Origin of the sequence: Mesorhizobium sp. M1403 (assembly GCF_040317695.1) — a bacterium.
Lineage (GTDB): Bacteria > Pseudomonadota > Alphaproteobacteria > Rhizobiales > Rhizobiaceae > Mesorhizobium.
Genome location: NZ_JAMYKY010000016.1, coordinates 59,369 through 86,347, shown reverse-complemented (window position 1 = coordinate 86,347; position 26,979 = coordinate 59,369). Strand labels below are relative to the sequence as shown.

Here is a 26,979-nt window from a genome sequence, read left to right as displayed (position 1 = left end):
TCAGCTACACCCGCTCGTCGCCCCACAAGTGTCGCACTTCTCGCAAGTCCCGTTCCTCACCATCGTGAAATTGTGGCATTCCGAGCATTCGTTGCCGGTGTAGCCCTGCATCAGCGATTGCTGGCGCCGGTTGGCGGCGAGCGCTTTGGCTTCGGCTGCTTCTTTCGCCGCCTCGTCGGTGAACAGCTCCGTCGGATCAGACGCTTCCGCGTAGACGATGTCCTCGACCAGTTCCCTGGCGCGCTCCTCGTAGTCGCGCTTGTAGGCGATGGCTTCGTCGCTGGCCGGCTTCAACGTCAGCACGTTGGAGCCGGAGAAGGCGGTTGGGGCGGTACGGGACGGAGTTCCGGAGCCCGCACCGGCAAAGCCCTTGGGCTCCGCACCCATGCCCGACACCAGCTTGACCGGCGAGGCACCGCGGGTGAGACCCTTGGAGAAGGGCGTCGCCTTGCCTTCGTTGATGCCGCGTCCGAGTGCAGTCTTGTCGAAATCCGACTGGTCGACATGGGCGAGATCGTGGCGGCCGAGATAGGAGACAGCCAGTTCGCGGAACACGTAGTCGAGGATCGACGTGGCGTTCTTGATCGCGTCGTTGCCCTGCACCATGCCGGCCGGCTCGAACTTGGTGAAGGTGAAGGCCTCGACATATTCGTCGAGCGGCACGCCATATTGCAGGCCGAGCGAGATGGCGATGGCGAAGTTGTTCATCATCGCCCGGAAGGCGGCACCTTCCTTGTGCATGTCGATGAAGATCTCGCCGATACGGCCGTCGTCGAACTCGCCGGTCCTGAGATAGACCTTGTGGCCGCCGACGACCGCCTTCTGGGTATAGCCCTTGCGGCGGTTCGGCAGTTTCTCGCGGTCGCGGTAGAGACGCTCGACGACGCGCTCGACGATCTTCTCGGTCACCTGAACGGCGCGCTGCGCGGCCGGTGCCGCGATCAGCTGCTCGACGGCTTCGTCCTCGTCCTCTTCGCCATCGGCGAGCAGCGAGGCATTGAGCGGCTGCGACAGCTTCGAGCCGTCGCGATAGAGCGCGTTGGCCTTCAGCGCCAGCTTCCACGACAGCATGTAGGCGCCCTTGGCGTCTTCCACCGTCGCGTCGTTCGGCATGTTGATGGTCTTGGAAATGGCGCCGGAGATGAAGGGCTGCGCCGCCGCCATCATCATGATGTGGCTGTTGATCGACAGCGAACGCTTGCCGATCTTGCCGCACGGGCTGGCGCAGTCGAACACCGGCAGGTGCTCGGCCTTCAGGAACGGCGCGCCTTCCAGCGTCATCGCCCCGCAGACATGGATGTTGGCGGCCTCGATGTCCTTCTTCGAAAAGCCAAGCGCCGGCAGCATCTCGAACGAGAAATCGTTGAGCTGCTCATCGGTGAAGCCAAAATTCTCCTTCACCCATTCGGCGCCCAGCGTCCACTGGTTGAAGACGAACTTGATGTCGAAGGCCGACTTCAGCGCGGCATTGAGCGCCGCGATCTTGTCGTCGGTGAAGCCTTTTGCCTTGAGCGAGCCGGGGTTAATGGCAGGCGCCTGGTTGAGATTGCCATGGCCGACGGCATAGGCCTCGATCTCGGCGATCTGGCTCTCGGAATAGCCAAGCGTGCGCAACGCTTCCGGAACCGCACGGTTGATGATCTTGAAATAGCCGCCGCCGGCGAGCTTCTTGAATTTTACCAGCGCGAAGTCGGGCTCGATGCCGGTGGTATCGCAATCCATCACCAGGCCAATCGTGCCGGTCGGGGCGATCACCGTTGCCTGCGCGTTGCGGTAGCCATGCTCCTCGCCAAGCTCGATGGCGCGGTCCCAGGCGGCCTTGGCATGGTCGGCAAGCTCTTGCTGCCTGAGATCCGAGGCGACCAGCGGCACCGGGTTGACGGCGAGCTTCTCGTAGCCGTCCCTGTCGCCATAGGCAGCACGGCGGTGGTTGCGCATGACGCGCAGCATGTTCTGCGCATTGCGGTCGTAGTCGGGGAAGGCGCCGAGCTCGGCGGCCATTTCAGCCGAAGTGGCATAGGCGGTGCCGGTCATGATCGCGGTGAGGGCGGCGCAGATGGCGCGGCCCTCGTCGGAATCATAGGGAATGCCCGAGGTCATCAGCAGGCCGCCGATATTGGCGTAGCCGAGGCCGAGCGTGCGGTACTCGTAGGAAAGCTTGGCGATCTCCTTCGACGGGAACTGCGCCATCATGACGGAGATTTCCAGCACCATGGTCCACAGCCGCACCGTGTGCTCGTAGGCGGCGATGTCGATGGTGCCGTCGGCGTTGCGATAGGGCAGAAGGTTGATCGAGGCCAGATTGCAGGCGGTGTCGTCGAGGAACATATATTCCGAGCACGGATTGGACGCCCGGATCGCACCGGCCGAGGCGCAGGTGTGCCAGTCGTTCATCGTCGTGTTGAAATGCAGGCCCGGATCGGCCGACGCCCAGGCGGCATAGCCGATCTTTTCCCAGAGATCGCGCGCCTTCAGCGTTTTCAGCACCTTCCCGTCCTTGCGGGCGGTGAGATGCCAGTCGCCGTCCTGCTCGACGGCGCGCAGGAAATCGTCCTTCAGCGACACCGAATTGTTGGAGTTCTGGCCGGAAACGGTGAGATAGGCGTCCGAATCCCAATCGGTGTCGTAGGTCTTGAACGACATCGAGGTGTAGCCCTGCTTGGCGAACTGGATGACGCGGTAGATGTAGTTCTCCGGCACCGCGTCCTTCTTGGCCGCCTTGATCTCGCGCTTCAGCGCGGTGTTGACCGCCGGGTCGAAGCAATCGTCGCCATTGCCTTCGCAGTTGATGCAGGCCTTCATGATCGCTTCGAGGTGCTTCTTGACGATCTTCGAGCCGGTGACCAGCGAGGCGACCTTCTGCTCCTCATTGACCTTCCAGTCGATGAATTCCTCGATATCGGGATGATCGGCGTCGACGATGACCATCTTTGCCGCGCGACGCGTCGTGCCGCCCGACTTGATGGCGCCCGCCGCGCGGTCGCCGATCTTGAGGAAGCTCATCAGCCCCGACGAGCGGCCGCCGCCCGACAGCTTTTCGCCTTCGCCGCGCAGGAACGAGAAGTTGGAGCCGGTGCCGGAGCCGTATTTGAACAGGCGCGCCTCACGCACCCACAGGTCCATGATGCCGCCCTCATTGACGAGGTCGTCCTGCACGCCCTGGATGAAGCAGGCATGCGGCTGCGGATGCTCGTAGGAAGACTTCGACTTGGTCAGCTTGCCGGTGAACGGGTCGACATAGAAATGGCCCTGGCTCGGGCCGTCGATGCCATAGGCCCAGTGCAGGCCGGTGTTGAACCATTGCGGCGAATTCGGCGCGACGCGCTGGGTGGCCAGCATATAGGCGAGCTCGTCGCGGAAGGCGCGTGCGTCTTCCTCCGACTTGAAGTAGCCGCCCTTCCAGCCCCAATAGGTCCAGGTACCGGCAAGCCGGTCGAAGACCTGGCGAGCGTCGGTCTCGGAACCGTAGCGCTCGGCTTCCGGCAGCTTGGCCAGTTCAGCCTCGTCGGCGACGGAGCGCCACAGGAAGGAGGGGACTTGCGTCTCCTCGACCTTCTTCAGCCGTGCGGGGACGCCCGCCTTGCGGAAATATTTCTGCGCCAGGATATCGGCGGCAACCTGGGAGAACTGCGCCGGCACGTCGATGTTGTCCAAGCGGAACACCACCGAGCCATCCGGATTCTTGATCTCGGAAAGCGCCTTGCGGAATTCGATCTCCGCGTAAGCTGATTGCCCTGGCTTGGTGAAACGACGCTCGATGCGCATTGGTCCGGTCCCTTTTGTCTACATATAGCGCTTTTCCCAGAGGATTTCTGCCCTCTTGACGAAACGCGCATGGCCGCCGTTTGCCGGCGTTCGAAAACCCCGACTCTCATCTTCACAGTCTCCGCCGCCCTGCCGGTCGAACCTCCTGCGAGGCCGCTGTCCAACGCGCTCACGGACCCTGTGGGTCCCTCAAAACTGAAAACTTTTTGTAACACCCTCGGTCGAGGGAAATTCACATTATCTAGCGTCGAACCTACCTGCAAACACTAAATATAGTGTTAACAGACAATTTATTCAAGTCCGACAATCCTCCCCTTTCGCCCCCCAAGGCTTCAAAATCCCACGCCTTCGCCGGCCTCGTAAACAGGCGGGAATGCGGATCAAAACGCACATATTCCGGGAAAAAGACCGGCCTCGAAACTTTTCCGGTCGCACTCTCAACAGGAGCGCATGGCCTATAAAAGGCGACTCGTTTTGCGCCGTCAAGGATTCGTTTGCGTAGCTTTTATGACCCCAACATCTTGTGTGTCACATATGTGGATAACGGGGATAGAAGCGGAGCGCAGCGAGGTAGGTTCGGCTCGGCGCGGAGGTGCTTCGGCGATGGCGTTCGCGGCACCTGACCGCGGCTATGCGCGACTCGGGCTCAGGAGAACCGGCGTGGATCGGCGCAGAAATGGGCGATGATCTGGCGAAGATCCGGTTCATGTACCATGCCCACGGCCTCGGCGGCGCTGACCCACTTGCGGGTGCGTGCCCGCTTTTCCTTCCACCGGTCGGCGACCTTGTCGACCTGCAGCGGGAACACCAGCACCTCGCACGGCACTTCCTCGCCGGAATCCAGCACCTTGGCGTAGAAATAGCGGCCGGCCTCGTGATGCGAGATCGTGCCGCGCAGCCCGGCCTCCTCGCCGGCTTCGCGCGCCGCCGCCTCGCAAAGCGGCTCCTTTGCTTCCGGCCAGCCCTTGGGAAGCACCCAGCGGCCGGTATCGCGGCTGGTGATCAGCATGATTTCGACGCCGTCGCCGCTATCGCGCCAGGGCAGCGCTGCAACCTGCAGGCGGGACGGCACCGTGCCGAAGAGTCGCCGGACCCTTTCGGCCAGATGGTTGTGCGTCGTTGGCCTTGTCAACATCGGAGAAGCTTGCCTCAGCTTCCAGAATCGTTTGCCGTCTCGTGAATCTTACGGCTAATCATAAGCAATAAAAGTAAAAAACTTCATGTGGACTGGTTAACCACTCCAATGGGCGTCGATTAAGGAAATGTCGTGTGCCGGGGCCACTCCTTCAAGGAGTGCTCGACGCTGTCTTCCGACGGAAGCGGCGTTACCGCGAATCAGCCGGCGTGGTCGTCGGCGATCGGCTTTTGGTAGGTGAAGCCCATGTCCCAGGGAAAATAGATCCAGGTGTCCTGGCTAACCTCGGTAACGAAAGTGTCGACCATCGGCCTGCCTTTCGGCTTGGCATAGACGGTGGCGAAATGAGCCTTGGGCATCATCGCGCGCACGATTCCTGCCGTCTTGCCGGTGTCGGTGAGGTCGTCGATGATCAGCACGCCGGCGCCGTCATCGGCGAGCAGCGCTGGGGTGACCTCCTTCAGCACCTGCAGCTGCCCCTGGCTGGTATAATCGTGATAGGAGGCAACGCAGACCGTCTCGATGATGCGGATGCCGAGCTCGCGCGAAATGATGGCGGCCGGAACCAAGCCGCCGCGCGTGATGCAGACGATTGCCTTCCATTGCCCCTTGTTGGCGCCGGCAAGCCGCCAGGCGAGCGCGCGTGCATCGCGGTGGAACTGGTCCCAGGAGACCGGGAAGGCTTTTTCGGGCAGGGACATCTTTCGCGCACTCCGCAAAGCGCGCATCGCGCGCAGACACTATGGAATGCGGGCGGAATTAACTGGAAAGGCTTGGCCTTGGCAAGGGCGCGGCAAAGCGATTGTCCAACCCGTGATCTCTATGAACTTACCGCGACAGGAAAGCCGCCACCGGCGCGGTGCGCAGCACCGTTCGCGTCACCCCGCCGAACAGCAGCTGGCGCAGCCAGGAATGGCTGTAGGCGCCGAGCACGAGCAGGTCCGCGCCCGATTCGGCGACCCTGGTCTGGATGATGTCGTCGACCGAGGCGCCGCCGGACCTCAGCACCGAGACGCTGACGGTCGCGCCGTGCCTGGACAGCGAGGCGGCGATCTCGGCGCCGGCCGTTTCCGGCGCCTCTTCGAGCGTATCGGGCGGGTCGATGACGACGATGTCCGTCTTTTCGGCCTCGATGATGAAGGGCAGGGCATCAAACGCCGCGCGCGCGGCTTCCTTGCTGCCGTTCCAGGCGAGCAGCACGTGCTTGAAGCTGGTCACCAGCGGACCCGAATGCGGCACCACCAGCACCGGCCGGCCGGCGTCGTAGACCAGCGTGTCGACGTCGGCGCTCGGATCGCCGCTCGATTCGCGCTGCGCGGCGATGATCAGGTCCGCGGTGCGAACGGTCGAGATGCCGGTCAGCGCGCTGTCGCCGGAAAAACTCTCGAGGCTGCGCCACTCGAACGACAGGCCGGAATTCTCGACGCGATTGTGAAAGGCGGCCTGCAACTTCTCGGCGCGCTCCCGGTTCATGTCGGCCGAAACCTGCAGGAACTCGGTGTCCGGAAAGCCGGTGGCCGAGGTGTAGGGCACGGGCAGCGCCTCGGCATGGATGCCGATCAGATGGCTCTGGAACCGGCTGGCCAGCGGGATCGCGCAGTCGAGCACGCGCTCGGCGTCCTGTTCGTTCTGTAGTATGGCGACGATGGTCTTGAAGCGCATGGCAATCCCTCAGTTTTACGGCGATCCCACTCGTGACAAACGTCACTGCGCGATGCTGGTTCCGTCAAGCCGGCCGATCAGCCTACCCTGCTTGCTCAGGTCAAGCTCGCCACCATAGCCTCTACGTCGGCGCGTGCGGAGTCCAGCGCCTGCTGGCTGCGGGCGCGCACCACCAGTTCCGTCCAGAACTTGCCGTCGCCATATTTCGGATAGGAGCCGATGATCGTGTCCGGATGCGCCTTCTGGATGTCGCCCAGCGGCCCCCCGATCAGGCCTTCGCCGAACGGACATTCCACGGTGGCCGACAGCATTTTGGTGCCGGCCCGCAACGTCGGCACGACATTGTCGAGCATCGCCTGGAAAATCGCCGGCACGCCGGCCATGACATGGACGTTGCCGATGCGAAAGCCCGGCGCAACCGACACTGGGTTGTCGATGTGGTCTGCCCCGCGCGGCATCCGCGCCATGCGCTTGCGCGCTTCGGTGTATTCGATGCCGCGGGCAGCATAGCTTGCCTCCAGCAGGGCGTAGGCCCTGGCGTCGTATTCGCACGGCACGCCGAAGGCCTTGGCGATGGAATCGGCGGTGATGTCGTCATGCGTCGGGCCGATGCCGCCGGTGGTGAAGACATAGCTGTAGCGGGTGCGCAGCGCATTCACCGCAGCGACGATCTCGTCTTCCTCGTCCGCAACGATGCGCACTTCCTTCAGGTCGATGCCGATCGCCGTCATGATGTCGGCGAGGTGGCCGATGTTCTTGTCCTTGGTGCGGCCGGACAGAATCTCGTCGCCGATGACGAGCATGGCGGCGGTGACGATTTCGGTCATGGCAGGCTCCGGCAACGGGTCGCCTGAGATAGCGCGGCGAACGGCCGGCGGCAATGCCGCCAAACGACGGATCCACCTGTGCCACCTCCCTTGCAGTGGAACCTTCGGCGGGTGATGCTGCGCCGGTTTGGGCCATGAGCAAGAACATGCCGGTATCGATTCTTCTATGGCTGCCCGGCGCGCTGTTTCTGCTGGCGCTCGTCGTGGCAGCTTATCCTGTGCTGGCGACGCTGCGGATTGCGGCGAAAGCCGAAAGGCTGGTGCCGGCCAGCGGTAAATTCATCGAGATCGACGGCAATCGCATCCATTATTTCGAGATGGGCGAGGGGCGGCCGATCGTCTTCCTGCACGGCCTTGGCGCGCAGCTTCATCAATTCCGCCACACGCTGTTCGGACGGTTCGGCCCGAACTATCGGCTGATCGCGCTCGACCGTCCGGGTTCCGGCTATTCGGTGCGGGCCAGGGGCGCCAGCGGGCGGCTACCCGAGCAGGCCGAGATCGTGCGGCATTTTATCGAGGCGCTTGGACTGCAAAAGCCGCTGATCGTCGGCCATTCGCTGGGTGGCGCCATCGCGCTGACGCTGGCTGTCGAGTATCCCGAGGCGGTTTCCGGTATCGCCTTGCTGGCGCCGCTGACCCATCTGGAGCCGGACGCGCGCGAGAAGTTCGGCCCGCTATACATTCAGTCGCCGCTGCGGCGCCGGATCATGGCTCACACGGTGGCGATCCCGGCGGCTCTCAGATACGCAGAACGCACGCTGGCCTTCATTTTCGCGCCGCAGGCGATGCCGGCCGACTATATGGTCGAGGGCGGCGGCTGGTGCGGGCTCAGGCCAAGCCATTTCTATGCAACGTCGACCGATGTCGTGGCCATCGAGCACGACCTTGGCCGTATCGAGCAACGCTATCGCGAGATCACCATGCCAGCTGGCATTCTGTTTGGTGCTTCCGACGTCGTGCTGGGCATCGATATCCATGGCTGGCCGCTGATGGAAAAGATCAGCGGGCTCGATTTCGAGCCGGTCGAGGGGCTTGGCCATATGCCACAATTCGTCGGGCCGGAACGGGTCGTCGCTTTCATCGAACGCATTGCCGACCGCGCATTTGCGCCGAAGTCCGACACCAGCAGCTGACACCCTCCCGGAACCTCACGCAAAGGTGTGCAACCCGCCGCAGCCTCGGCCGGCAGGGTGCCTCGGGACATCCCGGCCGCCGGGAATACCTCCGAACTTATTCCTTCACGGCTCCGGTCATCGAGGAAACATAGTGCTCGACAAAGAACGAATAGAGCACCACCACCGGCAGCGAGCCGATCAGCGCTCCCGCCATCAGCGCCCCCCATTCATAGACGTCCGAGCGCACCAGTTCGGTGAGCACGCCGACCGGCACAGTCTTGTTTTCGGACGACTGGATGAAGGTCAAGGCGTAGATGAACTCGTTCCATGACAGCGTGAATGCGAAGATGCCCGCGGAAATCAGGCCCGGCACCGACAGCGGCAGCACGATCTTGGTGAGGATCTGCCAGCGGCTCGCCCCGTCGATCAGCGCGCATTCCTCCAGCTCGAACGGGATCGAGCGGAAGTAACCCATCAGCAGCCATGTGCAGAACGGGATCAGGAAGGTCGGATAGGTGAGGATGAGCGCGAAGGGCGTGTCGTAAAGCCCAAGGTTGAACACCATCACCGACAGCGGAATGAACAGGATCGACGGCGGCACGAGATAGGCCAGGAACACCGCGAGGCCGACCTGCCGCGCCCCGGAGAACCGCAAGCGTTCGATCGCATAGGCAGCGAACACTGCTGCCAGCAGCGACAGGAAAGTGGCGGCGGTCGAGATGATGATCGTGTTGAGCAGCCAGCCCGGATAGGACGTCTCGAAGAGAAGATAGCGGATATGCTCGAGCGTCGGATGCACCACCCAGAATGGATTGAAATTGGCGTAGTCGGTCATCTCGAGGTTGGGCTTAACCGCCGTGATCGTCATCCAGTAGAACGGAAACAACAGCACGATGACGAATATCAGCAACGGCAGGTAAACCGTCACCACGCGGCGCGGCACACTCTGCAGGTAGCCCATGCCGCCTTCGTCGAGTTCGGGGCGTTTGCTCGTTTCGATCGCGGTCATGTCAATCTCCGCCGCCCTGCTGCCATTTGCGGCGTTGCAGGCCAAAGTAGCTGAACAGGATCGCCGCCAGCAGGAACGGGATCATGGCGACTGCGATCGCGGCGCCTTCGCCAAGCTGGCCTCCGGAAATGCCGCGCTGGAACGACAGCGTCGCCATCAGATGGGTGGCGTTCACCGGCCCGCCGCGCGTCAGCACATAGATCAGCTGGAAATCGGTGAAGGTGAACAGCACCGAAAACGTCATGGTTATGGCGATGATCGGCGTCAGCAGCGGCAGCGTCACATAGCGGAACAATTGCCAGCGGCTGGCGCCGTCGAGCGTGGCGGCCTCGTAGAGCGACTGCGGAATCGTCTGCAGGCCGGCAAGCAGCGTGATCGCCACGAAAGGAATGCCGCGCCAGACATTGGCGGCGATGACCGAAGCGCGCGCATTCTCCGGATCGCCGAGGAAGTTGATGCGATGGTCGATCAGGCCCATTTCCATAAGCGCCCAGGACAGGATCGAGAACTGCGAATCGTAGATCCACCAGAAGGCGATGGCCGACAGCACCGTCGGCACCACCCAGGGCAGCAGGACGATCGCGCGGAAGAACGACTTGAACGGCAGGTTCTGGTTGAGGATAAGCGCCAGCCAGAGGCCTAGCGCAAACTTCAGGATCGAGGCGCTGATCGTGTAGAGCAAGGTGTTGAAGACGGAGAGCCAGAAGACGGCGTCATCCCACAGATATTCGTAGTTCTCGATGCCGATGAAGATGCCGGGGCGGCCGATGCGGGCATCGGTGAAGCCGAGCCAGACGCCGAGCCCGAGCGGATAGGTTAGGAAGACCAGCAGCAGCGCCGCCGCCGGCAGCATGAAGCCGAAGCCAAGCGCGTTATGACTTTCAGACACGAACGTCAAAATGCGCGACAGCGTCGACCGGGGTGGCTGAGCGGCAGCGGAGGTCACGGCCATGGGTCGGCTCCTCTAAGTCTCATTGATCGGCCAGGCGGCCATGCGCGATTCGAAGCCGGGCAGCATGGCTGCCCGGCTGAATCCGCTCAAACGCGATAGTAGCGGTTTGCGCGCTTCTCGGCTTCTGCCATCGCTTCTTGCGGCGTCGCCTGGCCTGTCACCGCCTTGGCGAACATGTCGACCAGCACATAGTCGGCCATGGTCGCCGCCGAAGCATAGCCGAGCGGGCCGGCATAGCCGTTGGGCCGCAGCGTCGCCGAGGCCTTGGCGTAGGCGGCATTGTTCGGATCGGCCGTCCACACCGGGTTGTTGTCGAAGGCTTTGAGCGTCTGGCAGCAATAGCCCGCCGAGGACGTGATCCACTGCGACATTTGCTGTTCCTCGAACATGAACTGCAGATAGGCTTTGGCCGCATTGGGGTAGGGCGTGTAGTCGAAGATCACGGCCGTGGTCACCTGGAACAGCTCGACGGATTTCCCGACAGGACCGATCGGCAGGTTGGTCGTGCGCGTGTCCTTGGCGATTTCGGTCAGTTTCGGATCCTTGTCCTTGTTGATCTTGGCGGTGTTGTAGGCGGAAATGCCATTGGCGATCACGCTCAATTCGCCGGCCAGGTAGGCGCGGTTGTTGTTGACGTCGAGCCAGCTTTCGGTACCGGGAATGAAGGTCTTGTAGAGCTGTTGCGCGTATTCGATCGCCTTCAGCGTCTCGGGGCTGTTGATCGTCACCTTGCCGCTCTCGTCGACCATCTGGCCGCCATGGCTCCATAGCAGCCAGTGGGCGTAGTTGTTGCCGTCGCCGACGCCGTGGCCATGCGTGAAGCCGGCCGGGTGTCCCTTCGCCTGCAATGCCTTGCAAAGCTCGAGCAAGCCTGCCGTGTCCTTCGGAAATTCGGAGAAGCCGGCCTCCTTCACCCAGCTTTCACGATAGACGATGGCATTGCCGATGGTGGCCAGCGGCAGGCCGAGGAATTTGCCTTGCCGTGTCGCATATTGCTTCGGTCCATCGTGCCAGCCGCCATATTTCGAGCCGAGATATTCGCCCAGTTCCGTCACGTCATGCAGCTTGTCGGGATATTGATGCGGGTCGTCGAACCAGACCAACATCAAGTCCGGGCCGGAGCCGACATTGGCGGCGACCGCTGCCTTGGGACGGATGTCCTCCCAGCTTTCCTTGTCGACGCGGACCTCGACACCGGTCGCTTCGGTGAAGCGCTTGGTGTTGGCCAGCCATTGATCCTCGTCGCCCTGCACGAAGGGCGACCAGCGCAGCAGCCTGAGCTTGGCGCCGTCCTCGGGCTTGTACTTCAATCCCTCCTGGGCAAAGGCGGGAGAGCCGATGAGCCGGCTTCCCAAGGCTCCCGCCGCAGCGCCGGCGGTGGTGCGGATCACGTCGCGTCTGGTGAATTTCATGCTCGCTTCCTCCTGCTTATTGTCCGTGCCGTCCTACTGCTTGATGGGTGTTTCGAACCGCTGTCCGGTTTTGCCGTGAAAGAGATGGATGAGGCCAGGCTCGGCCGTAAGCCAGATGGTTTCGCCCGGCGTGAAGGAATGCCGTTCCCGGAAATTGGCGACGATCTCCTCGCCGCCGGCGGTTCGGCCGATGAGCTGCACTTCGGACCCTGTCGGCTCGACCACCACGACAGTGACCGGAATGCCCTGATTGTCGGATAGCCGCAAATGCTCGGGCCGTATCCCCAGCACGACCGGCTCACCATTGCCGATGGAAAGTGCCGAGGCCAACGGGACCGAAATCCCTCCGGCGCCGCGAAACGACGGCGAGCCGTCGCTTACGATCTCGCCCCTCAGCATGTTCATGGCGGGCGAGCCGATGAAGCTGGCGACAAAAAGATTGTTCGGCCGGTCGTAGAGTTCGAGCGGCGGCCCGATCTGCTCGACGATGCCGTCGTGCATGACGACGATCTTGTCGGCCATGGTCATCGCCTCGATCTGGTCGTGGGTGACGTAAACCGTCGTCGTCTTCAGGCGCTGGTGCAGTTCCTTGATCTCGGCGCGCATCTGCACCCGGAGCTTGGCATCGAGATTGGAGAGCGGCTCGTCGAACAGGAAGACCTGCGGATCGCGCACGATCGCGCGGCCCATGGCGACGCGCTGGCGCTGGCCGCCGGAAAGCTGGCGCGGATACCGGTCGAGCAGCGGCACCAGTCCCAGGATTTCGGCCGCGCGCCGCACGCCGGCATCGCTCTCCGTCTTGGGAACGCCCTTGAGCATCAGCGAGAACGCCATGTTCTCGGCGACCGTCATATGCGGGTAGAGCGCATAGTTCTGGAAAACCATGGCGACGTCGCGCTCTTTTGGCGCAACGTTGTTGACGATACGTTTGCCGATCGCGATCTGGCCGCGCGAGATCTTTTCCAGGCCGGCGATCATCCTGAGCAGGGTCGACTTTCCGCAACCCGAAGGACCGACCAACGTGACGAACTCGCCGTCGTTTATATCGACGCTGACCCCGTGCAGGACCTCGACGGTCCCAAATGACTTGTAGACATCGCCGATTGCGACAGACGCCATCGATCTCCTCCCGACTGATTCCTGCAACGACTTCGAAGGAAACCGCTTTCTTGCCTGGCCCGCGACAGCGCCCAGGCTCCTCCCCGGTCACGCGCGATGTGAGACGGTAGCGCTACCAAACCGACCTGTAAAGCACGCCGGCATCACCTGGATATCGACACACCCTAATCCGAAACCTCGGTCTGCGGCCGGTCGCGGCCGTCGGCGAGCTCGTCGTGCCATTTGCCGTCGGCGTCCTCGTACTGGATGCCGTCGGTGTTGCCGGCGACCTGCTGTTCGGCGGAAGCGATCTCGGCGGCGCGCAACGCGTCCTGATGGGTGGGGAACGTTTCGGAGAATGTCGAGCCGACCTTGTAGGCCCAGCCTCCATCATGCTCGACGATCTTGTAGGTCAGTTTCGCCATGAAACCCTCCGGTTGAAAGCCCGTTGCCTCAATGCAGCCTGTCATCGGCCAGTCTGTCGTTTGGCAGCCTGTCGTCCGTAACCAGCACGTCCGATTCCCTGGCGGCTTCGATCAGTGCCCGGCGTGCATCGGCCGTCGAACGATAACCTTCCAGCACTTTTAGGCAAGTGTCGAGGGCATCACGATGACGCGGCCCGCGATTGAGTGGCCAGACCGTCATCAGGCACTCCGCCGCCTCCTGGGCGCTGCGGATATGCCGATATTTGCCGACATGGCCGAGTTCGACCACGACCGGCTTTTCAAATGGCTTGCTGTCCATCATCGCCGCCAACGCGGAGCGGCCGATTTGGTTGCAACAGCTATTTTAGCTCAGGCGAAAATACCTCAATAGCCGCAGTCGTTGCGCAGCCAGCGCGCATTCGCCCAGCCGGCGCGGCCGCCGAAATCGACCTGGTACCAGTTTCCGCGACGGTCAAAGATCTCGGTTTGGTCGCCGTTGAACAATTGCCCGATCATGCGCGACGACGAGTTCGGCCGGGCCCGAACGGCGAGAAAGCCGCTTCCCGTTGCCAGATTGTAGTGCCTGGAAAGACCGTGCACCGTGCCTTCGCAATATTGCGCCCCGGCCGGCGTCGATGTGGCAAACGACAGCCCGGCCAAAACCGCGGCAGCAGCCGCAATGGAAATCCCCCTGAACGACATGTCTCTGCTCCCCCAACCTGCCGCGCCCAGCCGCGGCCCTCGCCACTCTACACCGGCAGAGGATCAAAGCGAAGCTATGGTTCCCTGTCCAGCGAGGTGAGAACCCGCCCCGTCAGTTCGCCGCCTTCATCCAATGCTGCATCGTCGTCACCGAGCGGGCAAGCTGCGGCGCCGGGTGGATTTTTTCGCCGAAGGTGGCCGCGGCGCGCCAGCCCCAGCGCGGATCGGCAAGGAAGGCGCGCGCCAGCGCCACCATGTCGGCGCGCCCGTCGGCGACGATCGCCTCGGCCTGTTTCGGATCGTCGATCAGGCCCACGGCCCGCGTCGCGATGCCGGCGCCCTTGCGCACCGCTTCGGCCAGATGAACCTGGTAGCCGGGTCCGGACGGCAGCTTCTGCAACGGCGAATTGCCGCCGCTCGAGCAGCAGAGATAGGCGACGCCGACTTCCTTCAGCGCTTTTGCCACTTCGATCGCATCCTCGACGTCGAAGCCGCCATCGACCCATTCCTTGATCGACAGACGCGCGCCCAGCATCAGTCTGGGCACCGCCTGCTTCACCGCCTTGGCGATTTCGACGGCGAAACGCATGCGGTTTTCCAGCGAGCCGCCCCAGCGGTCGGTGCGCCGGTTGGTGAGCGGCGACAGGAACTGGAAGATCAGATAGCCATGCGCGGCATGCAGCTCGATGAAGTCGAAGCCGGCGCGCTCGGCACGCCGGGCTGCTTCGGCGAAGCGTTCGATGATTTGCAGGATCTCGTCGTCCTCCAGCGCCCGCGGCACCTGCCAGCCGGTGTCGTAGGCGATTGCCGAGGCCGACACGATCGGCCACGGATCCTGATCGGCGTGCAGCGGGCCGCCGCCTTCCCAGGGTTTCCGGTTGGAGGCCTTGCGGCCGGCATGGGCAAGCTGCGTGCCGAATTTCGTGCCCGGCGCGGCGACACGCTTGGCTGCATCCAGCGTGCGTCGCGCCGCCGCCTCATTGTCCTCGGAATAGAGGCCGAGACAGCCATGCGAGATGCGGCCGCGCCGTTCGACCTCGGTCATCTCGACGGTGACCATGCCGGCACCCGACATTGCCAGGTTCATCCAGTGATAGAGGTGCCAATCGCTGGCCGAGCCGTCGTCGGCCGAATACTGGCACATCGGCGCGACCGCGATGCGGTTGGGGAAGGTCAGGCCGTCGAGGGTGATCGGCTGGAAAAGCGATGAGGTCATAAAAAAACTCCGCGAAGGGTTGCCGCTATTTATGCAGCCGATTGTGCCAGCGCCAGACACGAGACGGTGAACCGGTGCTCTGGACCAATAGCTGGCCGGATTGCACGAACGGGCGTTCGCGGCTACGCCTTGCCGCGGCAGCAGGGAGTCCACCATGGAAGATCGCATTCGCATCCGCTCGGAGGAAGTCCTTTCCGACGAATGGGCGGTTTTGAAAAAGACCGTCTTCGACTACCGCCGGCGCGACGGCAAATGGGAAACGCACACCCGCCAGACCTACGATCGCGGCGACGGCGCGGTGATCCTGCCTTTCGATCCGGAGCGTTCGACGGTGCTTCTGGTGCGGCAGTTCCGCTATCCGGCCTATGTCACCGGCCACAAGGATCCGCTGATCGAGGCCTGTGCCGGCCTGCTCGACGAAGACGATCCCGAAGCCTGCATCCGCAAGGAGGCCGAGGAAGAACTCGGCTACCGCCTGAAGGACGTGCAGCGGCTATTTTCACCCTACATGAGCCCCGGCAGCGTGACCGAGCGGCTCTGGTTCTTCGTCGCCCGCTACTCGCCCGCCGACCGCATTTCCGACGGCGGCGGCGCCCACGACGAAGGCGAGGACATCGAAGTTTTGGAAATGCCGCTCGACGAGGCGCTGGCCGGCATCCACGACGGTCGGATCCTCGACGCCAAGACGATTATTTTGATCCAGCATTTGAAGCTGAACCCGATTGGGGTGTGAGGGGGCCAGAACTGGGTCGAGGGCCCGGTCTCCAGTTACGGAGACTATCAAACGAGACCAAATCTGGTGCGGACGACGGGAATCGAACCCGTACGATCAGAGATCGAGGGATTTTAAGTCCCTTGCGTCTACCAATTCCGCCACGTCCGCAGGCCAGTCCTTTTCAGATGCCGGGCAGGAGCCGTCAAGCCGTCTTCTGCCGTCGACAAATCCGACACTCGAAGCTAGCGAGGCCATCACCTACATAACGGTGGTTTCCGGCAACTTCCATATCGGAATGGGCGATAAGCTCGACGAGGCGAAAGGCGTCGAACTGACTGCTGGCGGCTTCGGCGTCGCACCGGCCGCAATGAATCACTTCGCCTGGACGACAAGCGATACGATCATCCAGGTTCATGGCGAGGGGCCATTCAAGATCACCTACGTCAACCCGGCAGACGATCCGAGCAAGAAGTGACAGTTCGGGATCGAATTGATTGAACCGGCTGAAGGCTCGAACGATGGAGTGTGTCAAACTCCGCGACCGTCGATTCAGTAAGATCCGCTGACGCGGCAAAAAGCTGATTGGCCGCAACGGAATCGTATTCCGCTTGGGCCAATTTGCCATGAATGGCGCCATAACAGAAAAACCCGCCTCGGGAGGCGGGTCGTTGGAGCCAATTAGCACCATACCCAAATTAGTAGCATAGCTGCCGGCACAAAGCAAGAACAAAGTTGCTGCGGCCGACGCAAAAGGCCCTTGGCGATTGGCGAAAGCCATGGTGGCATCAATCTCCCTCCTTGAGGGGGAGATGGCCGGTAGGCCAGAGCGGGTCGTCGCGCGTGGATCGGCGACCCCCCTCTGTCGCCTTCGGCGACATCACCCCCCCTTGAGAGAGGAGATCTGCAACTTCGCCGTTGGCGCTTACTTCCTCGCTGGTCAAAATCCTCGCGGCTTGGCACAGTCGGGCAAAGAGGAGCCTGTTGATGCCGAAGACCGCCAATGCGACGAAACCAAAACCCTGGGCCGAGATGGCGACGCATCTGGTCGATGTCGCCATGGGCCGCAAGCCCGCCGATCTCGTCATCCGCAACGGGCGCTGGGTCAACGTCCATTCGGGCGAGATCATCGCCGGCACAGACATCGCCATCGCCGGCGGCCGCTTCGCCTATTGCGGGCCGAATGCCGGCCATGCCATCGGTCAGGGCACCAAGGTGGTCGATGCCGGCGGCCGCTATCTGGTGCCGGGGCTTTGCGACGCGCATATGCATGTCGAGAGCGGCATGGTGACGGTGACGGAATTTTGCCGCGCGGTGATCCCCCATGGCACCACCTCGATGTTCATCGATCCGCACGAGATCGCCAATGTGCTCGGCCTGCCGGGTGTGCGGCTGATGCATGACGAGGCGGTCGCCATGCCGGTCAACGTGCATGTGCAGATGCCGTCCTGCGTGCCGTCGGCGCCGGGGCTGGAGCATGCCGGCGCCGAGCTGACGGTGGCCGACGTTGCCGAGGCGATGACCTGGGAGAACATCATCGGGCTCGGCGAGGTGATGAATTTCCCCGGCGTCGCCGCCAACGATCCGGTGATGTCGGGCGAGATCGCGGCGACGGTGAGGGCTGGCAAGACCGTCGGCGGGCACTATGCCTCGCGCGATCTCGGCCTGCCGTTCCATGGCTATGTCGCCGGCGGTCCGGAGGACGACCACGAAGGCACGCGCGCCGAGGACGCCATCGCGCGCGTCCGCCAGGGCATGAAGGCGATGCTGCGGCTGGGTTCGGCCTGGTACGACGTGGCCTCGCAGATCAAGGCAGTGACGGAGAGCGGCCTCGACCCGCGCAACTTCATCCTGTGCACCGACGACAGCCATTCCGGCACGCTGGTGCATGAAGGCCACATGGACCGGGTCGTGCGCCACGCCATCAGCCAGGGCTTGAAGCCGGTGACGGCGATCCAGATGGCGACGCTCAACACCGCCCAGCATTTCAAGCTGGAACGCGAGATCGGCTCGATCGCGCCTGGGCGGCTCGCCGATCTGCTGATCGTTTCTGACCTGGCCGAAATGACTATCGACGAGGTCTATGGCCGCGGCGTCCGGCTGGCCAAGGGCGGCAAGCTCGAGATCGATATTCCGGCCTACGACTATCCGAAGACGGCGAAGAACACCGTCAAGCTCGGCAAGAAGCTCAAGGCCGGCGATTTCGACATCGCGGCACCCATGGGCGCCAACGAGGTGCGGGTTCGCGTCATCGGCGTCATCGAGAACCAGGCGCCGACGCGGGCGCTGGAGGCCGATCTTGCCGTCGAGGACGGGCTGGTCGCCATGGACCGCCGCAACGACGTTTGTCAGATCGCATTGGTCGAGCGTCACAAGGGCACCGGCGGCGTCACCAACGCCTTCGTCTCCGGCTTCGGCTATATCGGCGACTGCGCCATGGCCTCCAGCGTGGCGCACGATGCCCACCACATCATCGTCGTCGGCACCAACAAGCAGGATATGGCCCTGGCCGTGAACCGGCTGGGCGAGGTCGGCGGCGGCGTCGTGCTGTTTTCCAACGGCAAGGAGCTGGCGCTGGTCGAAATGCCGATCGCCGGGCTGATGTCGAACGAGCGGGCGGAAATCGTCGCCGCCAAGGCGGACAAACTCAGCGACGCCATGCGCCAGATGGGCTGCTCACTCAACAACGCCTACATGCAGCACTCGCTGCTGGCGCTGGTCGTCATCCCCGAGCTCAGGATTTCCGACGTCGGCCTGATCGACGTGACGACGTTCCAGAAGGTTGATCTGTTCGTCTGAATGCCGCCCGGGCGCCGCCTCACCCGCCGGTGGCGATGGTCAGCACCTTGAACGGCGTGGTGATGACGATCTCGGCCACCGAGCCGACGGCCTTGCCGAGGCCCTGGCCGAGATTGTCGAGCTGGGCCGGCGCGGTCTCTTCGGAGGCGAGGCCGGCCGGGGCGCGCAGGCGGTCGCCGAGCAACTGCACCAGGAACGGGTTGTCGGCGAATTTGGCGTGGTTCAGCCGGTCGCCGCCCTTGGTCTTGGTCAGGTCGACCACCGAGACGCCATAGCTGGCGAGGTCGGCCGCGTCGCCATAGTCGCCGACGCGTGGCTTGTCGCCGGAGATCAGGGTCGACAGCCTGAGCGCCCGGTCGTCACCCGAAAGCAGCACGGCGAACGGCTTGTCTGGCTTGCCGTAGCGGATCATCTGCTTCTTGAACACGTCGACGTCGATGTCGGGTGAAGCCAGGATGACGTAGCCGAGCTTGCCGCCGAGGTCGCGGTCGCCGGTGATGGCAAGCTGGCGCAACGCTTCCATGGTCACCCAGGTCCCCATCGAATGGGCAATGATGTCGATGCTCTTGGCGCGGCTCTTGGCAAGCATACGCAGCGTCCCTTCGAGATCGTCGCGCGCCGCATTGGCGCTTTCCTTGTCGTAGATGTAGCCGGTCGTCTTGCCGCTCGAGGCCCATGAAAACAGCACCGGCGTGCCGGGGTATTTGGTGTCGTGCGCGATCTGCGTCAGCCGGTAGATGCCGTCGTCGAAGCCGTTGTTGAAGCCGTGCACGAAAACCAGCGCGCGGTCGCCGCGCATTGCGATGTCGGCGCCGACCGCCTTGGCGAATTGCGGCGCGCCTTCGTAGAAGGTGACGCCGGTCGCGGTGAAATCCTTCGCCGGATTGCTGTTGGCCGAGCCCTTGACCCGTTCGATAGCGCCAACCTGGTGGACCTTGGGAACGGTCACCTCGACGCTGGCAAAGCTGGTGGTCGGCGAGCGGTCGCCGTCGAACACCTGCCGGGGCTCCTTTGTTGCCTTTTGCCGGGTTGTGGCGACGAAGATCTTATGCGTCGCCGCGATATCGGCAGCAGGCACCGTGATCGTCGTCTTGTTAAGCAGATCATGCGTGTTCTGGCCGGCGCAGCCGGTAACCGCGAGTGCGAATGCAACGACGAGAAAGATCTTCGAAGGCACGGTCACGCGGGCTCCCGCAAAGGCGACGTCGAGCCGGAGACGTCTTGGCCTATTCGATAGAGGCAGAGGCCGGCACGGTCCAGTTCAAACTGTTCCGATGGTGCGGCATGGTCAACAATCACTGCCGCGCAATGCAGCTATTGTCCGACCGAGGCGATGCGGTCGGTCACCTCGCGGTCGCTGGCAAACCCGTCATCCTCGCGCAGCTTCTGGCCGATCAACTGTACCAGTTCCGGGTTGTCGGCGAATTTGGTGTGATTGAAGCGGTCCGCGCCCTTGACGCTGGAGAGGTCGACGACCGACACGCCATAGCTGGCGAGGTCGGCGGCGTCCTTGTAGTCGCCGACCCGCGGCCGCGCGCCGGCGATCAGGCCGGACAGCCGCAGCGCCCGGTCGTCGTCGGAGAGCAGCAGGATGAACGGCTTGTTCGGCTTGCCGTAGCGGCGCATCTGGCTCTTGAACACGTCGACGTCGATGTCGGGCGAGGCCAGCACGACGTCGCCGAGCTTGCCGCCGAGATCGCGGTCGCCGGTGATGGCGAGCTGGCGCAGCGCCTCCATGGTGACCCAGGTCCCCAGCGAATGGGCGACGATGTCGATGCGCCGCGCGCCGGTCTGCGCCAGCATTCTCAGCGTCACTTCCAGCTGGTCGCGGGCAACGCTGGCGCTTTCCTTGTCGTAGACATAGTCGGTGGTCTTGGCGCCCGACGCCCAGGAAAACAGCACTGGCGTGCCCGGATAGCCGGAATCATGGGTGATCTGGGTGACGCGATAGACGGCGGCGTCGAAGCCGGTGTTGTAGCCGTGGACGAAGACCATGACGCGGCCGCCGCGCGCCGCGATGTCGGCGCTGAGCGCGCTGGAGAATTTCGGCTGGGTGTCGTAACCGACGACCTCGGAAGCCATGAAGTATTTGGCCGGATCGTCCGACTTGCCGCGCGAGCGCCGCTCGATCTGGCCTGTCTTGTGGATGCCGGGCACGGTGACGTTGACGCGGGCATAGTTCAGCGTCGCCGAGCGCTCGCCGTCGAAGACCTTGTTGGGATCGTCGGAGCGCTTGCGCGTGGTGGCGATGAAGATCGAGTGGTTGCCGGCGATTTCCGTCACCGGCACCGCCATCATGGCGCTGCCGAGCAGTTCCTCGGTTTGGCGGCCGCCGCAGCCGGCGAGCAGCGCGGCAAGGACAATGATGCAAATCGTCTTCAAGGGCACTTAAGCAATTCCACTCCGGCCTAACCAAAGGCCCATCCACCTCCGCCGCATCTCCCGGACAGCCGAAGTGCGGCGGAAGTAAGTCGCAGGCGCCGAAATGCGCTCAGCGCCGCTCGACTGCCATCGCACTGTTGCGCGAAAGCCAGAACGGCGGCAGGAAGGCCGGAATGTTGGAAAAGGGCAGCACTTCCGGCTTCAGCCTTATGCCGAGCACGTCGGTCATGAAGGCGCGGCGCGCCTCGATGCGGTGCCAGGCTTCGGGATAGCGCGCGGCGATCTCTTCGCGCAGCGCCTCGTCAGCCAGCGCGATGCCGTCCTCGATGTTGGTGGTGAAATAATCGGTGCCGGTCGCCGGGATGATGTCGACCTGCAAGGCCATGCCCGACTTCAATCTGATGTCGGAGCCGGAAAATATCGGCGAATGCATCCATTCGTCGATATGGATGAGATGGCCGGGATTGAGCGACACGCCAAAGAACGGAGCGCCGATGCGATCGTGCACCGCTTGCCACAACGCGCCGCCGGGAACGCCGATGCCGACCGTCTCGTACCAGTCGACGACGGCACAGAAATAGGGCGCGACCAGCTTCTCGACATAGTCCTGGATGCCCCTTGGAAGCTCGGCCGCGTCCTCGACCAGAAAACCGGCGCGGGCATTGAGCGAGCCCTGGATGCCGTAGGCCATGGTGATCGGGTCGCCGCGCTTGATGATTTCGAGGCGCGGGCTCGGCAGGCCATAGGCCGCACGCCTGCCGGCCGACAGCATCGGGTGACAGCATTGCGGCAGGCCGTTGATGCCCATCAGCCGCGCCGCCTGCAATTCGGTCATGCCGGGTTCGATGCCTTGCAGGACATTGCGCAGGCCTTGCGAGGAATAGGTCGCGGCGAATTCGAACGCGGCCAGCTGGTCGGCATCGTTGATGGCGCGCAGGCCGTCGGCAGGGTTCATCAAAAGGTTAGCCGCGTTGGCAACCGCCCCTTTATCGCCGGCAAGCGTGCGCAGCGTGTCGGCGATGAAGGACGGCAGGTCGAGCGTCGTTTCGCCAAAACCGGCATCGCCGGGGCCGAACGGCTTCCAGCCAATGGCGCCGATGCGCTGGCGGGCCTTCAGGCCGCAATCGACGAGGATGTCGGCCAGCGCTTGCGAGCGGTCGCGCGGCTGCGCCGGCAGCGAAAACGTCTGGTAGAGCACGCGCTCGTACGGCCCGTCGCAGATCTCGGCATAGCCCCAGCCCTCATTGCCGACCAGCAGTTTCGGCGACTTGCCAGGAACGATGATCAGCAGCGTCTCCTCGAAGCGCGGATCGTAGCCGCAGAGATAGGCGACATTGGCCGCATGTTCGCGGTCGCCATAGACGACCAATGCATCGAACCCGCCGCGCGCGACCAGTGCCGCGATGCGGGCCTCATAGGTGGCGCGCGTAACCAGCGGCATCACCGTCGGCTCGCCGAACTCCGGCAGCGACACGGTTTTCCGGGCCACCGATGCGACAGGCATGAACAGACGCTCCTAACGGCCAACGAGGTTTTGGGAACACCCTTTCGGGTGACCGGACAATGGCTTCGCGAGGCCGGATATGCAATAGCGGGACCGAATTCGGCTAGCCTGTGGGGTGCTCTTGCCATGACCAGTTTCTCCTCTCGCGTCGCTGCCGCCGCTGCCGCGATCCGCGAGATCTTTCCGGAAACGCCGCTGCAGGAAAACGACTATCTGTCGAAGAAGACCGGCGCGCGGGTGCTGCTGAAGCGCGAGGACCTGACGCCGGTGCGCTCCTACAAGATCCGCGGCGCCTTCAACTTCTTCCGCAAGACGCTCGCCGCCGGCAACAATGCCGAGCTGTTTGTCTGCGCTTCGGCCGGCAATCACGCGCAGGGCTTTGCGTTCGTCTGCCGCCATTTCGGCAGACGAGGCGTTGTCTTCATGCCGGTAACAACGCCGCAGCAGAAGATCGACAAGACGCGGCTGTTCGGCGGCGAATTCGTCGAGATCAGGCTGGTCGGCGATTTCTTCGACGACTGCTACCGCGCCGCACTCGAATTCACCGAAAGTTCCGGCGCCCACATGGTGCCGCCGTTCGACCATAAGGACATCATCGAAGGGCAGGCGACCGTCGCCTATGAGATATCAGGCCAGATGCCCGGCGCGCGCATGGCTGATATTGTCATGCTGCCCGTCGGCGGCGGTGGCCTGGCCGCCGGTGTCACCCATTATTTCGCCGACCAGCAGCGTGAAACACGCTTCGTCTTTTGCGAGCCGGCCGGCGCCCCGAGCCTGAGCGAGAGCCTCGCCGCCGGAAAGCGGGTAAAGCTCGCCAAGGTCGACAATTTCGTCGACGGCGCGGCGGTGGCCGAGATCGGCCGCGAGCCGCTGCGCCACCTCAGGGAGTTTGCCGCCGACGCAGTGCGGCTGATTCCGGAAAACCGGCTCTGCGCGACCATGATCGAAATGCTCAATGTCGAAGGCGTCGTGCTGGAGCCGGCAGGCGCGCTGGCGATCGATGCGCTCAAGGATTTTTCCAGGAAGGAAATCAGGGGCAAGACCATCGTTGCCGTTGTGTCGGGCGGCAATTTCGATTTCGAGCGGCTGCCGGATGTGAAGGAACGGGCGCTGCGCTTCGAGGGCTTGAAGAAATACTTCATCATCCGTTTTCCGCAGCGGCCCGGCGCTTTGCGCGATTTCCTCGAATTGCTTGGCCCCGACGACGACATCGCCCGCTTCGAATATCTGAAGAAATCGGCGCGCAATTTCGGTTCGGTGCTGATCGGCATCGAAACCAGGGACCGCCGCAATTTCGACCTGCTTAAGGCGAATTTCGACGCCGAGAGCGTCCACTACCAGGACATTACCGACAACGAGACGCTCGCCGGGTTCATCATATGAGCGGTAACGATCTTCCGAGCACTCAGGGAAAGGTTTTTGTCGCGCTGTTTTCCGGCATCAACGTCGGCGGCAACCGCATCGTCAAGATGGCGGAGCTCAGGTCATTCTTGGAGCAGCTCCGCTTCTCCGATATCGCCACCTATGTGCAGAGCGGCAACGCCGTGTTCCGGTCGCCAGATGGCGATACAGCGATGCTGACCAGGCGGCTGGAAGCGGAATTCGAGAAGAGATGGGGCTTCCAATCGCGCATCATGGTGCGCGATCTCGGCTGGCTCGAGCGGCTGGCGGCGGACAATCCCTATCCGGAAGTGGCTGGCGAGCCGACCAAGCTGCACGCCTATGCGCTGGAGCGCCAGCCGACCGCCGAAGAGGTCGCCCGGCTGGCGGAAAAATGCACCGGGCCCGAACGCTTCGAGATCAAGGGCGACGTGCTCTACCTGCATGCGCCCGACGGGCTCGGCAAATCTGTGTTTGCCAATCTCATCCCGCGCGTTCTGAAGGTGCCCGGCACGGCGCGCAACTGGCGCACCGTGCTGATGCTGCTGGAGATGGCCAAGGCCGGCGGCTGATAGGTCGTCTACGCGGCCGGAGCGCGTTTCCAGTCGAATGCCAGCTCCTCACGGAAGGCGAAGCGCTTGATGTGCTCGGCGACGACCGTTTCCAGGCGCTCCAGCGAGCCGGCCTCATCAGTCGTCACCGCAATGTGCAGCACCGCCGGGTCGGCATCGAGAACCGTGCGGCCGAGCGTCAGATCAATGCTGCCGTGGTTCGGGTCGAATTCGACGGGAAACTTGTGCGCCCAATGCTTGCACAGCTGCTGCAAATAGCGGCTGGCATGTTCGGTGGCGACGTCGACATGGCTGGTCGGCATGGATGAATTCTCCTGGAGCCCATTGTGGATTTGGCGAGCGCCTGTTGCATGATGTTGCGCCAGCCTTCGCTGACAGGCGCCACGCCGGTTAGATAGGCGCCTGCCGCGAAAACCAAAGGCCGCGGGACGTACCCGCCCGACGACGTCCGCTCAACATGGCGTGATCGGCTACCAGCTCCCGGTGTTCTGCATCGAGGCCCAAGGTTCGGCCTTGGGCTTGGCCGGGCCTTTCTGCAACAGCTCGATCGAGATGCCGTCCGGCGATTTGACGAACGCCATATTGCCGTCGCGCGGCGGCCGGTTGATGGGGACGCCATTGTCCATCAGCCGCTGGCAGGTGGCGTAGATGTCGTCGACCTCATAGGCGAGATGACCAAAATTGCGGCCGCCCTTGTAGTCTTCCGGGTCCCAATTGTAGGTCAGCTCGACCAGCGGCGCTTTCTCGCTGATGCCGCTTTGCTCGTCTTCGGGCGCGGCGAGGAAGATCAGCGTGTAGCGGCCCTGCTCGTTTTCGTGGCGGCGCACTTCCTTCAGGCCAAGCTTGTTGCAGTAGAAATCGAGCGAAGCATCGATGTCGGCGACGCGGACCATGGTGTGCAGATAGCGCATGGATTTCCTCCGTATGTTGCGTTGCGGCGCAACATAAGGGCGGCCCGGCCAAAGGGCAATTGGCCACGCTTGCCGGCGCCGGCAAACGACAAATCCGCTATTCCTGTACGGAACCGTGAAAAAAGGCACGTCAGGTCTTGCACACACCGGAAGCCGCGGTGTTAATCTGGCGTCAAGAATCAGTTGCGGTGTTTCTTGAAAAAAGGGGGCGTTCTTATGGGGGAAAAGGCCTCTTTCATGGGGCGGGACGGGGCCGGTAACGATGCGTTGAAGCGGGATGAGAGCGCCGATACGGCCGATCTCGTCGAAATCGCCGGCGCCATCAAATGGTTCGACGTGGCCAAGGGCTACGGTTTCATCCTTCCCGATGATGGTTCTTCGGGCGACATCCTCCTCCATGTGACGTGCCTTCGAAAGGACGGTTTTCAGACCGCCCTGGAAGGCGCCCGTGTCGTCTGCCTGGTCAAGCAGGGCGAGCGCGGGCTGCAGGCTTTCCGCGTGCTCTCGATGGATGTCACCACAGCGGTGCATCCGGCCGAGCTGCAGGAGCAGCGCACCCATGTCGCAGTGACGCCGGAAAGCGGTCTCGAACGGGCGCTGGTGAAATGGTTCAATCGCACCAAGGGGTTCGGCTTTCTGACCCGGGGCGAGGGCACCGAGGACATTTTCGTCCACATGGAGACGCTGCGCCGCTACGGCATCACCGAACTCCGTCCGGGCCAGGTGGTGCTGGTCCGCTTCGGACGCGGCGACAAAGGCCTTATGGCTGCCGAAATTCACCCCGATATGGGTACCTTGCCGGTCTCGCATTAGTTCCGGCCGAGGATTTCATATGGCTCACAGGAACCGGCTAACGGCGGGCGCGCTCTACGCCGGGATTTTCCTCATCGTCGCCACAAGCGCCTTCTTCTATTTTCAGCAATCGAGTTCGGCCGACGGCAAGGCGATGATCCTTCCCGTCGACCCGGCGCCGCTGGTCGCGGTGACGAAGGCGGGCGAGCGTTCTTTCTCCGTCGAAATCGCTGACACGCCCGCCGAGCGCGAGGCCGGCCTGATGTTCCGCCGCCACATGGCCGACAATCACGGAATGCTGTTCGTCTTCGGTGCGCCGCAGGATGTGAGTTTCTGGATGAAGAACACGCCGCTGCGGCTCGACCTGATCTTCGTCGGCCAGGACGGCCGGATCCGGGCGATCAAGCAAGGCGAGCCGCAGTCGGAGGCGATCATCTCGCCGGACGAACCGGTGCGCTTCGTGCTCGAGCTCAAGGCAGGAACCGCCGCCAAAAAGGGCATCAAGGACGGCGACCTGCTGCGCCATCCGGCCATCGGCACGGCGCCGGGGCCGGCCATGCCGCCGCCCGACAAGGGCGATGCGCCGAATGTCGATTCCGACTGAACGGG

Annotated in this window: 26 protein-coding genes and 1 tRNA gene; 8 read left to right on the top strand and 19 right to left on the bottom strand. The window is 63.2% G+C overall.

Going from position 1 to position 26,979, the window contains the following annotated elements; all coding sequences use genetic code 11:
* From NKH01_RS23340 to NKH01_RS23320, 5 genes are all read right to left on the bottom strand, one after another.
* A complete protein-coding gene (locus NKH01_RS23340) occupies positions 1 to 3,765 on the bottom strand; it encodes a vitamin B12-dependent ribonucleotide reductase (protein WP_352641147.1) in 3,765 nt (1,254 codons plus the stop codon).
* 646 nt (positions 3,766 to 4,411) lie between these two features.
* A complete protein-coding gene (locus NKH01_RS23335) occupies positions 4,412 to 4,900 on the bottom strand; it encodes an NUDIX hydrolase (RefSeq protein WP_352817507.1) in 489 nt (162 codons plus the stop codon).
* A gap of 200 nt (positions 4,901 to 5,100) precedes the next feature.
* Positions 5,101 to 5,601, bottom strand: a complete 501-nt coding sequence (gpt, locus tag NKH01_RS23330) for a xanthine phosphoribosyltransferase (protein ID WP_023674762.1) — start codon at positions 5,599 to 5,601, stop codon at positions 5,101 to 5,103.
* Between the two features lie 127 nt (positions 5,602 to 5,728).
* A complete protein-coding gene (locus NKH01_RS23325) occupies positions 5,729 to 6,562 on the bottom strand; it encodes a universal stress protein (RefSeq protein ID WP_353022644.1) in 834 nt (277 codons plus the stop codon).
* 95 nt (positions 6,563 to 6,657) lie between these two features.
* Positions 6,658 to 7,389 carry a competence/damage-inducible protein A gene (locus NKH01_RS23320; protein ID WP_353005474.1) on the bottom strand — a complete coding sequence of 244 codons (732 nt, stop codon included), beginning with the start codon at positions 7,387 to 7,389 and terminating at the stop codon, positions 6,658 to 6,660.
* Positions 7,390 to 7,535: 146 nt separating this feature from the next.
* Here NKH01_RS23320 and NKH01_RS23315 point away from each other — a divergent pair, with 146 nt between their 5' ends.
* Positions 7,536 to 8,522, top strand: a complete 987-nt coding sequence (locus NKH01_RS23315; protein ID WP_353022641.1) for an alpha/beta fold hydrolase — start codon at positions 7,536 to 7,538, stop codon at positions 8,520 to 8,522.
* Between the two features lie 97 nt (positions 8,523 to 8,619).
* On the opposite strand, the gene NKH01_RS23310 is transcribed toward NKH01_RS23315, so the two are convergent.
* The 8 genes from NKH01_RS23310 to NKH01_RS23275 all read right to left on the bottom strand — a co-directional run bounded on the left by NKH01_RS23310 (position 8,620) and on the right by NKH01_RS23275 (position 15,318).
* Positions 8,620 to 9,513: a carbohydrate ABC transporter permease gene (locus NKH01_RS23310; protein ID WP_023717433.1), complete on the bottom strand. Its 894-nt coding sequence runs from the start codon at positions 9,511 to 9,513 to the stop codon at positions 8,620 to 8,622.
* A 1-nt stretch (position 9,514) separates the two neighbouring features.
* Positions 9,515 to 10,366, bottom strand: coding sequence for a carbohydrate ABC transporter permease (locus NKH01_RS23305; RefSeq protein WP_376705884.1), 852 nt, complete (start codon positions 10,364 to 10,366; stop codon positions 9,515 to 9,517).
* A gap of 185 nt (positions 10,367 to 10,551) precedes the next feature.
* The gene (locus NKH01_RS23300) at positions 10,552 to 11,877 is read right to left on the bottom strand and encodes an ABC transporter substrate-binding protein (protein WP_352495827.1); all 1,326 of its coding nucleotides are present in this window, start codon (positions 11,875 to 11,877) and stop codon (positions 10,552 to 10,554) included.
* A gap of 33 nt (positions 11,878 to 11,910) precedes the next feature.
* On the bottom strand, positions 11,911 to 12,996 hold the full coding sequence (locus tag NKH01_RS23295) for an ABC transporter ATP-binding protein (RefSeq protein WP_352495828.1): 1,086 nt from the start codon (positions 12,994 to 12,996) through the stop codon (positions 11,911 to 11,913).
* Positions 12,997 to 13,160: 164 nt separating this feature from the next.
* Entirely contained in the window at positions 13,161 to 13,400 is a 240-nt protein-coding gene (locus tag NKH01_RS23290; protein WP_023674770.1) for a DUF2188 domain-containing protein, read from the bottom strand.
* 28 nt (positions 13,401 to 13,428) lie between these two features.
* Complete coding sequence (locus tag NKH01_RS23285; protein ID WP_352641155.1) at positions 13,429 to 13,722, bottom strand: DUF982 domain-containing protein; 294 nt, start codon at positions 13,720 to 13,722, stop codon at positions 13,429 to 13,431.
* Positions 13,723 to 13,784: 62 nt separating this feature from the next.
* Positions 13,785 to 14,102 (bottom strand): SH3 domain-containing protein, encoded by a 318-nt coding sequence (locus NKH01_RS23280; RefSeq protein ID WP_023717438.1) that lies wholly within the window; start codon positions 14,100 to 14,102, stop codon positions 13,785 to 13,787.
* Between the two features lie 112 nt (positions 14,103 to 14,214).
* A complete protein-coding gene (locus NKH01_RS23275; RefSeq protein WP_353022638.1) occupies positions 14,215 to 15,318 on the bottom strand; it encodes an NADH:flavin oxidoreductase/NADH oxidase in 1,104 nt (367 codons plus the stop codon).
* Between the two features lie 154 nt (positions 15,319 to 15,472).
* On the opposite strand from NKH01_RS23275, the gene NKH01_RS23270 reads away from it, so the two are divergent.
* Positions 15,473 to 16,051, top strand: coding sequence for an NUDIX domain-containing protein (locus NKH01_RS23270; protein WP_353022636.1), 579 nt, complete (start codon positions 15,473 to 15,475; stop codon positions 16,049 to 16,051).
* Positions 16,052 to 16,115: 64 nt separating this feature from the next.
* On the opposite strand, the gene NKH01_RS23265 is transcribed toward NKH01_RS23270, so the two are convergent.
* Positions 16,116 to 16,201 (bottom strand) — tRNA-Leu (locus NKH01_RS23265).
* A gap of 127 nt (positions 16,202 to 16,328) precedes the next feature.
* Here NKH01_RS23265 and NKH01_RS23260 point away from each other — a divergent pair.
* Positions 16,329 to 16,508: a cupin domain-containing protein gene (locus NKH01_RS23260; RefSeq protein ID WP_353022634.1), complete on the top strand. Its 180-nt coding sequence runs from the start codon at positions 16,329 to 16,331 to the stop codon at positions 16,506 to 16,508.
* Between the two features lie 509 nt (positions 16,509 to 17,017).
* Positions 17,018 to 18,829: an adenine deaminase gene (gene ade / locus NKH01_RS23255; protein ID WP_353022632.1), complete on the top strand. Its 1,812-nt coding sequence runs from the start codon at positions 17,018 to 17,020 to the stop codon at positions 18,827 to 18,829.
* Between the two features lie 19 nt (positions 18,830 to 18,848).
* Here ade and NKH01_RS23250 read toward each other — a convergent pair whose 3' ends face one another.
* The 3 genes from NKH01_RS23250 to NKH01_RS23240 all read right to left on the bottom strand — a co-directional run bounded on the left by NKH01_RS23250 (position 18,849) and on the right by NKH01_RS23240 (position 22,715).
* Entirely contained in the window at positions 18,849 to 20,012 is a 1,164-nt protein-coding gene (locus NKH01_RS23250; protein ID WP_353022630.1) for an alpha/beta hydrolase, read from the bottom strand.
* 131 nt (positions 20,013 to 20,143) lie between these two features.
* Complete coding sequence (locus tag NKH01_RS23245; RefSeq protein ID WP_023717444.1) at positions 20,144 to 21,217, bottom strand: alpha/beta hydrolase; 1,074 nt, start codon at positions 21,215 to 21,217, stop codon at positions 20,144 to 20,146.
* Positions 21,218 to 21,320: 103 nt separating this feature from the next.
* Positions 21,321 to 22,715: a hypothetical protein gene (locus tag NKH01_RS23240; protein WP_353022628.1), complete on the bottom strand. Its 1,395-nt coding sequence runs from the start codon at positions 22,713 to 22,715 to the stop codon at positions 21,321 to 21,323.
* Between the two features lie 126 nt (positions 22,716 to 22,841).
* On the opposite strand from NKH01_RS23240, the gene ilvA reads away from it, so the two are divergent.
* Positions 22,842 to 24,098: a threonine ammonia-lyase IlvA gene (ilvA, locus tag NKH01_RS23235; protein WP_353022626.1), complete on the top strand. Its 1,257-nt coding sequence runs from the start codon at positions 22,842 to 22,844 to the stop codon at positions 24,096 to 24,098.
* Positions 24,095 to 24,667 (top strand): DUF1697 domain-containing protein, encoded by a 573-nt coding sequence (locus NKH01_RS23230; RefSeq protein ID WP_353022624.1) that lies wholly within the window; start codon positions 24,095 to 24,097, stop codon positions 24,665 to 24,667. Before ilvA ends, NKH01_RS23230 begins: the two co-directional genes overlap by 4 nt.
* An 8-nt stretch (positions 24,668 to 24,675) precedes the next feature.
* On the opposite strand, the gene NKH01_RS23225 is transcribed toward NKH01_RS23230, so the two are convergent.
* Both NKH01_RS23225 and gloA read right to left on the bottom strand, forming a co-directional pair.
* On the bottom strand, positions 24,676 to 24,969 hold the full coding sequence (locus NKH01_RS23225) for a DUF2218 domain-containing protein (protein ID WP_352549704.1): 294 nt from the start codon (positions 24,967 to 24,969) through the stop codon (positions 24,676 to 24,678).
* Positions 24,970 to 25,137: 168 nt separating this feature from the next.
* Positions 25,138 to 25,578 carry a lactoylglutathione lyase gene (gloA, locus tag NKH01_RS23220; protein ID WP_353022622.1) on the bottom strand — a complete coding sequence of 147 codons (441 nt, stop codon included), beginning with the start codon at positions 25,576 to 25,578 and terminating at the stop codon, positions 25,138 to 25,140.
* Between the two features lie 216 nt (positions 25,579 to 25,794).
* Here gloA and NKH01_RS23215 point away from each other — a divergent pair, with 216 nt between their 5' ends.
* Positions 25,795 to 26,391 carry a cold-shock protein gene (locus NKH01_RS23215; protein ID WP_036244259.1) on the top strand — a complete coding sequence of 199 codons (597 nt, stop codon included), beginning with the start codon at positions 25,795 to 25,797 and terminating at the stop codon, positions 26,389 to 26,391.
* Between the two features lie 19 nt (positions 26,392 to 26,410).
* On the top strand, positions 26,411 to 26,974 hold the full coding sequence (locus tag NKH01_RS23210; RefSeq protein ID WP_353022619.1) for a DUF192 domain-containing protein: 564 nt from the start codon (positions 26,411 to 26,413) through the stop codon (positions 26,972 to 26,974).
* Positions 26,975 to 26,979: the final 5 nt, after the last annotated feature.